10 protein-coding genes and 1 pseudogene are annotated in these 9,424 nt (G+C 70.0%); 4 read left to right on the top strand and 7 right to left on the bottom strand.

The annotated features are described in order from the left end of the window. The coding region (locus FV228_RS12445; protein WP_187277717.1) for a cytochrome b/b6 domain-containing protein at window positions 1–384 on the top strand (384 nt) is incomplete at its 5' end. Then, window positions 381–953 (top strand): YceI family protein, encoded by a 573-nt coding sequence (locus FV228_RS12440; RefSeq protein WP_147854907.1) that lies wholly within the window; start codon window positions 381–383, stop codon window positions 951–953. The genes FV228_RS12445 and FV228_RS12440, both read left to right, overlap by 4 nt. A 16-nt stretch (window positions 954–969) precedes the next feature. Here the strand turns inward: FV228_RS12440 and FV228_RS12435 are convergent, their stop codons facing one another. The 4 genes from FV228_RS12435 to FV228_RS12420 form a co-directional block, all read right to left on the bottom strand. Further along, on the bottom strand, window positions 970–1,554 hold the full coding sequence (locus FV228_RS12435) for a GNAT family N-acetyltransferase (protein ID WP_147854906.1): 585 nt from the start codon (window positions 1,552–1,554) through the stop codon (window positions 970–972). Beyond that, window positions 1,554–3,899, bottom strand: a complete 2,346-nt coding sequence (locus FV228_RS12430; protein WP_147854905.1) for an Orn/Lys/Arg decarboxylase N-terminal domain-containing protein — start codon at window positions 3,897–3,899, stop codon at window positions 1,554–1,556. The genes FV228_RS12435 and FV228_RS12430 overlap by 1 nt, the downstream gene beginning before the upstream one ends. Window positions 3,900–4,005: 106 nt before the next feature. Then, window positions 4,006–4,815, bottom strand: a complete 810-nt coding sequence (locus FV228_RS12425; protein ID WP_147854904.1) for a 5-oxoprolinase subunit PxpA — start codon at window positions 4,813–4,815, stop codon at window positions 4,006–4,008. Between the two features lie 268 nt (window positions 4,816–5,083). Then, the gene (locus tag FV228_RS12420; RefSeq protein ID WP_147854903.1) at window positions 5,084–5,527 is read right to left on the bottom strand and encodes a lysozyme inhibitor LprI family protein; all 444 of its coding nucleotides are present in this window, start codon (window positions 5,525–5,527) and stop codon (window positions 5,084–5,086) included. Between the two features lie 103 nt (window positions 5,528–5,630). Here FV228_RS12420 and FV228_RS12415 point away from each other — a divergent pair. Both FV228_RS12415 and FV228_RS12410 read left to right on the top strand, forming a co-directional pair. Next, window positions 5,631–5,897, top strand: a pseudogene (locus FV228_RS12415) (TonB-dependent siderophore receptor); the annotation flags it as partial. A 130-nt stretch (window positions 5,898–6,027) separates the two neighbouring features. Beyond that, a complete protein-coding gene (locus tag FV228_RS12410; protein ID WP_147854901.1) occupies window positions 6,028–6,804 on the top strand; it encodes a hypothetical protein in 777 nt (258 codons plus the stop codon). 9 nt (window positions 6,805–6,813) lie between these two features. On the opposite strand, the gene metB is transcribed toward FV228_RS12410, so the two are convergent. The 3 genes from metB to FV228_RS12395 form a co-directional block, all read right to left on the bottom strand. Further along, window positions 6,814–7,977: a cystathionine gamma-synthase gene (gene metB / locus FV228_RS12405; RefSeq protein ID WP_147854900.1), complete on the bottom strand. Its 1,164-nt coding sequence runs from the start codon at window positions 7,975–7,977 to the stop codon at window positions 6,814–6,816. A 208-nt stretch (window positions 7,978–8,185) separates the two neighbouring features. Further along, on the bottom strand, window positions 8,186–9,094 hold the full coding sequence (locus tag FV228_RS12400; RefSeq protein ID WP_147854899.1) for an HlyD family secretion protein: 909 nt from the start codon (window positions 9,092–9,094) through the stop codon (window positions 8,186–8,188). Window positions 9,095–9,102: 8 nt separating this feature from the next. After that, window positions 9,103–9,297 carry a DUF1656 domain-containing protein gene (locus FV228_RS12395; RefSeq protein ID WP_147854898.1) on the bottom strand — a complete coding sequence of 65 codons (195 nt, stop codon included), beginning with the start codon at window positions 9,295–9,297 and terminating at the stop codon, window positions 9,103–9,105. Between the last annotated feature and the right edge of the window lie 127 nt (window positions 9,298–9,424).

The following is a 9,424-nucleotide window of genomic DNA, read 5'->3' as shown; positions in this document are numbered from 1 at the left end:
CCGCCGCACCCGGCGGCCATGCCGGCCCGGGAACGCCGGGCCGCGGGGGCGGCGCACGCCATCCTGTACGGGCTCCTGATCGGGCTGCCGCTCACCGGCTGGGCGGTGGTCTCGCTTTCGCCGTTCAACATCCCGACGGTCCTGTACGGGCTCGTGCCCTGGCCGCACCTGCCGCTGGCCCCGCTGCTGACCGACCCGGCGGGCGCGGAGGGGGCTTTCAAGCTGCTGCACGCCTACGGGGCGTGGTTCCTGACGGCCTTGCTGGTGCTGCACGTGGCGGCCGCGCTGCGCCACCATCTCATCCTGCGCGACGGCGTGCTGTGGCGGATGCTGCCCGGCCGCGCCGCCGCGATGCCTCCCGAACCCCTGGACTCGACCCGATGACGCTGCGTCTTGCGTGCCTCGCCCTGTGCCTGTCGGCCGTCCTCCCGGGCGCCGAGCGGCCGGTGGATCCGGCCAAGAGCGCGATCCGGTTCTCGGGCGTGCAGGTCGGGACCCCGTTCTCGGGACGCTTCGAGCGCTTCGACGCCCGGGTGGATTTCGACCCCGCCAAGCCCGAGGCCGGCCGCGCCACGGTGCTGGTCGATCTCGGCAGCGCCCGCACCGGCGATGCCCAGCGCGACGCGGCTCTGCCCCAGAAGGACTGGTTCGACGTAACCAGCGCCAGCCACGCGCGCTTCGAGGCCACCCGCTTCGTCGACAAGGGCCGGGGCGACTACGAGGCGGTCGGCGACCTGACCATCCGGGGCATGACGCGTCCGCTGACGCTGCCTTTCCACCTGGCGCTCGAAGGCCCCCAAGCGCATGCCACCGGGCATGTCGGCCTCGTCCGCACCGATTTCGGTGTCGGCCAGGGTGCCTGGGCCTCCGGACAATGGGTCGCCCTCGAGGTCGGGGTCGATATCGAGTTGGTCGCCACGGCCAAGCCCGCCGCTGCGGCCGACGGGCACTGACCGGTCCCGTCGCGTCCTACGTCCCCGGCTGGTCCTCGGATCCGGTGCCCAGCGCCCGCTGCACCATCACGCTGTCCGACCAGCGGCCGTACTTGAAGCCCACCGCCTTCAGGTAGCCGACGCGGACGAAGCCGCAGGTCTCGTGGAGGCGCAGCGACGCGGCGTTCTGCGCGTCGATGTAGCCGATCATTTGGCGGTAGCCGCCGGCCGCGCAGGCCTCGATCAGGGCCGGCAGGAGGCGGCGCCCGATGCCGGCATGGAGGTGGTCGGGATGCACGTAGATCGAGTGCTTGAGCGTGTAGCGATAGGCCGGGCGCTTCCGGAACGGCACCGCGTAGGCGTAGCCCGCCACCTGGCCGCCGCGCTCGGCGACGAGGTGGGGCAGGCGCTTCTTGCGCATGGTCTTGCGCCGGCGCTTCAGGTCGTCGGGCAGCAGGCGCGCCTCGTCGTCGAATTCGGCGACGTTGCCGACGCCCTTGCCGATATGGTGCTCGTAGATCGCCACCATCGCCTCGACATCCGCGTCCGAGGAGGCGCGGATGATGATGTCCGGGCTCGGCCGCGCCGGGATCGGGGCGCCCTCCTCGGGCTCGATCTCCATCAGGCGCCGTCCCGCACGACGTAGGTGTGGAAGCGGATCCGCCCGTCCGGCTCGACCTCGCGGTAGACCCCCTGGATCTCGGCCTCGAAGCCGGGGAACAGGTTGGCCGAGGCCTCGAACATCTTGAAATAGTCGAGCATCGGCTTCGCGCGGTCGTCCAAGCGCTCGCCCGGCAGGACGGTGCCGATGCCCGGCGGGTAGACCAGCATCAGGGTCGAGGCGATGCGCCCCTCGGCCTCTGCGATCGGCACGTAATCGACCTTGTTGCGGGTCAGCATCTGGGCGGCGCGCTTGGGCGGCATCACCATCTCGGGCAGGTGCTCGGGGGCGAATTGCCGACGCTGGAGCATGGAGGTGTTGGCCTCCCGGTGGAAGGCGTGGAACTCGGCGCAGAGGTCGCGCAGGCGCACGCCCCGGTAGCGGTTGGGCCGGCGGTTGACGAATTCCGGCATGGCCTCCTCGAGCGGCACGTTGTCGTCGTGATGCCGCTTGAACGCCACGAGGCCGGAGATCAGGGTTCCGGCCTTGGACGACTCGACGCCCGGCGTCAGCAGGAAGAGCAGCGAGTTCAGGTCGTTCTTCTCGGCCACGATCCGGTTCTCGCGCAGGTACTGCGCGACGATCGGGGCCGGCACGCCGTGGTCGGCATAGGCGCCGGTCCGCCGGTCGAAGCCCGGGGTGAGCACCGTGAGCTTGTTCGGGTCGGTGATCGCGTAGCCCGGCGCGACATGGGTGAACCCGTGCCAGCGGGCACCGGGCTTCAGTTCCCAGTGCCGCGGGTCGGAGGCGAGCTCGTCGGTGGGCACCTTCTCCCACGGCACCTCGGCCCCGTCGGCGGTGCTGGTCACGTCCGGCACGAACGGGTCGAAGAACCACCGCCGCAGCGGGTCGGCCTCGTTCTCCTCGAATTCCCGCCGGATCGCCCGGACCTTCTTGCGCCACTCGATCCCGAGCCGGATCGTGTCGTCCCACAGGATCATGCCCGATCGGCCCTTCATCATCTGGGCGCCGACATCGAGGGAGGCGAACAGGGGATAGAACGGCGAGGTCGAGGCGTGGACCAAAAAACTCTCGTTGAGGCGCTTGTGCTCCACGCGGCGGGTCTGGCCGCGGATATGGCCGTCGCGGGTGTGGATCTGCGAGGCCTGTGAGAAGCTCGCGAGCTGCTTGTGGGTCGATTGCGTGGCGACGATGCCCGGCGAGGTCTCGTCGAGGCCGGTGAGCCCCATGGCGAAGCGCCGGGCGAACAGCGGGTGGAACTTCATGAAGCCCGCCCAGGCCTCGTCGAACAGGATGTAGTCGCAGAGGTGGCCGATCCGCTCCAGGATCTCCTGCGCGTCGTAGATCGTGCCGTCATAGGTGCATTGCTCGATCACCGCGACCCGGAACGGCCGCTCCCGGCGCCAGGCCTCGGGGTCGGTGACAAGGGGGTTGGCACGGATCTTTTCCCGGATCCGGGTCTCGTCCAGGGCCTCGTGATAGATCGGACCGATCAAGCCGAAGGCGTTCCGGTCGGTCTCCAGGAAGATCGGGATGCCGCCGCCGAGGAACAGGGCGCCGTGATGGGCCGCCTTGTGGTTGTTGCGGTCGAACAGAACGAGGTCGTCCTCGGCCACCAGCGAGGACAGGACGATCTTGTTGGAAGCCGAGGTGCCGTTGAGGACGAAGTAGGTCTTCTCCGCCCCGAAGATCTTGGCGGCCTCCTTCTGGGCCTTGAGCGCGGGCCCCTCGTGGGTCAGCAGGTCGCCGAGGTCGAGCACCGAATTATCGAGGTCGTCGCGGAAGATCGCCTCGCCCAGATGCTCCACGAAGATCCGGCCGATGGGGGACCGGTTATAGAAGATGCCGCCGTTGTGGCCCGGGCAGGTCCAGAGCTGGTTGCCCTTCTCGGCATAGTCCACGAGCGCGCCGAAGAACGGCGTCTTCAGGGTCTCGGCATATTGCGTCACCCGGCTGACCAGGCCGCGGGCGATGAATTCCGGCGTCTCTTCCGCCAGGAAGATGTAGCCGTCGATGAAGTCCAGGAGCTCGACCGGGATGTCCTCCAGCCGCTTGCGGCGGACCATGATGACGATCGGCATCTCCAGGCCGCGCTTGCGCATCATGTCGATCAGCGCGGCGGCCTTGCCGTCGAGGCCGCGCTTGCCCCAGTCGACCACCATGCAGCCGATGGCGGCATCGGTCTGCACGGCGATCGCCGCGTCCTCGACCCGCCGGGCCCGCACCACCTCGAAGCCGCGATTCTCCACCGCCGCCAAGATCTGGGCGACGCGCGCGCCCTCCAGGTCGTCCGGATCGAAGGCGGGGGCGCACATCAGAACCGTGAAGCGACGGTGGAAATCCATAGGGCCTCTCAAAGCCTCGTAAGCAGCGAGTGGCTTTCTGGCCCATCTGCGACGTTTGCATGACGGTGAGCCGGATCGCGGCCGAAACCGAACGGAATCGGCGAACTCAGGCGCCGGTCGAGTCGCCGACCGCGCTACCGATCGCGCTACCGATCACCTGGGCCATCGGCCTGATGGCGATCCCCAGGGCGGCCAGGTCGGACCGCACCCGCGCGGCCATCGCGACCGCGCCCGGTGTGTCGCCGTGGACGCAGATGCTGTCGATTCGGGCCGGGATGCGTCGCCCGGACAGGCACGTGATGGCGCGGTCCTCGATCATCCGCACCACGCGCTCCGCCGCCTCGGCCGGATCGTGCAGGACCGCGCCCGGGAGCTTGCGCGAGACCAGGTTGCCGGTCTCGGCGTAAGCCCGGTCGGCGTAGATCTCCCGGGCCAGCGGCAAACCGAGCCGCTCGCCGGCCCGCTCGGTCTCGAGGCCGGGCATGACCACGAAGATCAGGTCGCGGTCCAGCGTCCGGATCGCCCGGGCGACCGCCAGGGCGAGATCCGCGTCCGCGTTGGCGATGTTGCCCAGCGCCCCGTGGGTCTTCACGTGCCGCACCGGGCAGCCGGCATCCTGGGCCAGCGCCAGGAGGGCGCCGACCTGGTAGAGCACGGCCTTCTCGACATCGGCCGGGCGCTCGCCGTGGATCGGGCGCCGGCCGAAGCCCCAGAGATCGAGGAAGCCCGGATGCGCCCCGGCCTGGACGCCGGCGCGGGCGGCGAGCGTCAGGGTCTCGTGCATGACCAGCGGGTCGCCGGCGTGGAACCCGCAGGCGATGTTGGCCGAACTGGCGATCGCCAGCATCCCGGCATCGTCGCCCAGGCGATAGACGCCGAAACCCTCGCCCATGTCGCAGTTCAGGTCGACGATCATCCGGGTCCCTCGCAGGCTCAGCGGCCGTGCGCATTCAAGGGTCGGACCAGTTGCTCTGCCTCCGAAGGGCTTGGGCGTTGCGCGAACGCTAAAATATCCACCCTGTCATTCCGGGGCGCCGCAGGCGAGCCCGGAATCTAGAAACACCGGTCGAGCAGGATCTTGCGCCGGTGGTGGCTCTGGATTCCGGGCTCCGCTGCGCGGCCCCGGAATGACAGGGTGGTTTATCCTGCGCTTATTGCGCTCACTCGGAGGCAGGTACGGTCCTCTACTGAAGCGGGTACCGGCTCAGAATATCGTCGGTCCGCTGGACGGTCTTGTCGTACTTGCAGGCGTAGAGAGCAGCGGTGGTGCCGCTGCCGTTGTTCCACTCGCTGAAGGTGAGATCACCGCAATCGGCATCCCGGAAGGCGATCCAGGCGCGCTGGGCCGCCGTGAACTGGGCCTTCCAGGTCGCCTTGGCGTCCTGCGGACGGTCGTCCTGGTCGATGACCGACAGGGCCTTCCTGTAGGCGGCGTTGAGCTTCGCGTCGGCAGCGTCGAGGGCCTTGTGCAGGCAGGTCTGGGTCTCGGGTGTCGAGGTCGCGGCCTGGCACAGCTTGGCCGAGGGCTGGTCGGCCCGGGCACTCGCGTAGGGAAGTGCGCAGGTCCAGAGCGTGGCAAGGGCGAGGATCCCGGCCGAGCCGGCGACGGTGAAGGGGTTCGAAGGCATCGCGGTCTCCCCGGAGGCGAATCAGGCCGGCGCGGATGCGCGGCCGGACCGCGGGACGCTGGCCGGAAAGGCATGAACACTTCTTTGGCATGCCGGAACGCTTGGACTGCCGGGCCTGACCGTCGACGGGGCGGTGATCTACACCGGGCGGCAGTATGTCGACCTCGCCAACAGCCAAGCCCTGCCGGACTGGGCGCGGCTCGATCTCGGCCTGCGCTACGCGACGACGATCGACGGGCGCCGGACCACCTTCCGGGCCAACGTGCTGAACGCCACCGGGACGCGGTACTGGACTGGGGTCGCCTCGTTCGGCACCTTCTTCCAGGGCGGCCCGCGCACCTACCTGCTGTCGATGTCGGTCGACCTGTAGATGTCCGAGGGGGCGGCCGCCTGCCTCGGTGGCGATATTTCACGGGAAACACTTTCTTAAGTCTGCCGCCGCGAACCTGTGGCCCGGATGCCGTCGCCTTCCCGTGCGTCGCGCGCTAGCACGGCCGGACATGACGGCATCGACCACGACATCGACCTGGCGCGACCAGAAGAACGCCAAGGCCCGGGCCAGGCTGGAACGGGCCCTGCCGGCGATCTTCCCGGCCCCAATTCTGCACCACGCGCTGACGCGGCCGCTGACCCCGCCGACTCCGCGCCTGGCGGTGGAGAGCTACTGGCGCAACCACATCCTGCGGGCCGACCGGCTGGCCCGCGCCCTGGCCGCGCGCTCGGGGACGCCGGAGGGCTGGACCTGGCAACTCGGCGAGGGCGGCGCCGGCGGTCGCCCGGCGAGCTTCCGGATTCCACCCGCCCCGTTCCGGGAGCCGGCCTTCGCCCGTGGTCGCGGCGCCTGCTGCATCTGCGGCCAGCCGGTCTACCGGCTCGGCTGGCACCGCGACCTCTGGGGGCAGGGTGTGCCGAACGGCAAAGCCGCCTGGCACACGGCCTGTGTCGCCGCCTGGAAGTTCTGGATCGCGCCGCACGAGCAGGTCCGCGTCCTGAAGCGCCATCAGGGGCATCGCTGCAAAGCCTCCGGCAAGCGGCTGCTGCGCACCGCGGAGGTGGACCACGCCGTGCCGCTCTACCGGGTCTGGCGCGAGCACCGCGACGCGCCCTGGCCGGAGCTGCTGGGGTACTGGGGCGTGCCGAACCTGCAGGTCGTCAACCGGACCGCCCACGTCCTGAAATGCCGGGACGAGGCGGCCGAGCGCTCGCAGATCCTGCGCCTCTCCCGGTACCGGGTCGTCGAGGATGAGTCCGGGTTCAGCGTGGTCGAGGAGGAGTGAGCCGCCGGCTCAGCCGCGCGTCACCGCCTCCAGGCCGTGGGATAGGTCTGCCAGCAGATCGTCCACGGCCTCCAGGCCGATCGACAGGCGCAGCAGCCCGTCGGTGATGCCCGCGATGGCGCGCGCCTCGGGGTCCATCGCCGCATGCGTCATGGTCGGCGGGTGCGCGATCAGGCTCTCGACCCCGCCCAGCGATTCGGCGAGCGTGAACACCCGCAGGGTCTCCACCAGGATCTTCACCGCAGCGCGGCCACCGGCCAGTTCGAAGCTCAACATGGCGCCGAACCCGGCCTGCTGCGCCTTGGCGATGGCGTGGCCCGGATGGGACGCCAGGCCCGGGTAATGGACGCGGCTGACCGCCGGATGTGCATCCAGGAAGGCCGCCAGCTGCCCGGCGTTCTGCTGCTGGCGCTCCACCCGGACGAACAGGGTGCGGATGCCGCGCAGGGTCAGGTAGGCGTCGAGCGGCGAGCCCGTGACCCCGATCGTGTTCGCCCAGGCCGCGAGGTCGTCGCCGACCGAGGCCTCGGCGGCGATCACGGCCCCGCCGATCACGTCCGAATGGCCGTTGAGGAACTTGGTCGTGGAGTGGACGACGAGATCCGCCCCGAGGGCGATCGGCCGCTGCAGCGCCGGCGACAGGAAGGTGTTGTCGACCACGGCCAGGGCGCCGACCGCCTTGGCCGCATGGGTGACGCGGCGGACATCCACGACCCGCATCAGCGGGTTGCTCGGGGTCTCGACCAGCACGACCTTGGGTGACTGAGCGAGCGCTGCGGCCAAGGCTTCCGGGTCGGTCTGGTCGACGAACAGCACCCGGTACTGCCCGCGGGCCGCGCGGAGGCTCAGCAGCCGGTGCGTCCCGCCGTAGCAATCATGCGGCGCGACCAGCAGGTCGCCGGGACACAGGCTCGACAGGGCGAGATCGATGGCCGCCATGCCGCTCGACACCATGACGGCCCTGGCGCCGCCTTCGAGCTTGGCGATGGTGTCGGCGAGCTGGTCGCGGGTGGGGTTGCCGAGCCGCGAATAGTCGTAGGGCCCGGGCTGCTCGAAAGCGGGAAACTTGAAGGTCGTCGAGAGGTGGATCGGTGCGATCACGGCGCCGAAGGACGTATCCTGGGCCACCCCGTTGGTCGCCGCGATCGTGCGGGCATCGAGTCCCTCTGGCATCGGCTCGTCTTTCCTGCGCCGGAATTCGGACCGGCGCGCATGGCCGGCCGGGTCGTCGGCGCGTTCTTTATGCCGAACGGAACAGGCTTTCAAGAGAACGAGCTACGCGGCACCCGAGCGAACATATTACGGGCCGGACAGGATCGCTGCCCCGTCTCCGGCGCGTCTCCCGATTGCCGATACCCGGTGACGCGAAGCCGTGGCGTCGTCACGGCAGGAATTCCAGCCGGGACAGCAGCCGGTTGCCGGCCACTGCCTCGCCGACGGCCACGCTGCAGGTCATGCCCGCCGCGAGCGTCACCCCCGGCGGCACCGCGTCGATGTGGATCCGGACGGGAATGCGCTGCGCCAGCCGCACCCAGGTGAAGACCGGGTTGACGGTCGGCAGGCCGAGATGGTCGGGGCTCTCGTTGGCATCGGCAATGCCGTGCCCGATGCTCTCCACGTGCCCGGAGAGGGGCGGCTCGAAACCCATCAGGCGGATCTCGGCGCGCGCGCCGATCGCGATCCGGGACAGCTTGGTCTCCTCGAAATACGCGGTGATCCAGAATCCCTCCGCATCGATCACCGAGACGCGGGTCGTGCCGGTCGTCGCATAATCTCCCGGCCGCAGCCGGAGGTTGGTGACGTAGCCGTCCACAGGGGCCCTGATCGTGGTGCGGTCGAGGTTGACCTCGGCGAGATGGGCGGCGGCGACCGCGGCGTCGTGATCGGCACGCGCGATCGCCGCCATACCGTTGGCCTGCTCGACCACTTCGGAGGCCACGACACCCGGGCTCAGCTGGTTGCGCCGGCGCGCCGCCGCGGTTTTCAGCGCCGCATCCTCGCGCCTAGCCAGGACCACGGCCTGTGCGCTGTCGAGCGCCAGCCGGAAGCGGTGCGGATCGATCACGTAGAGGATGTCGCCCCGATGGACGAAGTGGTTGTCGACGGCGCGCACGTCGACGACCGTACCCGAGACCTCGGGGGTGACCCGCACCACTTCGGCGCTGACCCGCCCGTCGCGCGTCCAGGGCGCGAGCATGTAGGTACGCCACAGCGCGGCGAGCAGCAGCACCGTCGCGGCGACGACGGCGAGGGTCAGCGCGGGGCGGAGCAGGCGCTTCAGGACCGTCATGGCGGCACTCACACGAGGAGGATGAGAAGCGCGACCGTCGCGAGCAGCATCGCGAATTCCAGCAGCGCAGGATGCCAGGCGAAGCGCAGCACCCCGGCCCGGTCCAGGACGGCTCGAAGCCCCGCGAAGAGCGGGATCGCCGCGACGAGGTAGACGAGGATGGGCGGCAGGTAGACGCCCCCGATCGCGACCTCGCTCAGCATGGTGCGCTCCGGTGGTGGTCGAAGGACCAGTCGGGATGGGCTTCGAGCAGCACGGCCATGTCGGTCAGGCAGGCGGCGACCCGATGCGCCGCCGGCCATGCGCGCGGATCCTCGATCGACCGCGCGG

The sequence above is a fragment of the Methylobacterium sp. WL18 genome (assembly GCF_008040015.1).
Lineage (GTDB): Bacteria > Pseudomonadota > Alphaproteobacteria > Rhizobiales > Beijerinckiaceae > Methylobacterium > Methylobacterium mesophilicum.
The sequence above is the reverse complement of the archived record's forward strand: the minus strand, read 5'-3'. Positions and strand labels throughout refer to the sequence as shown.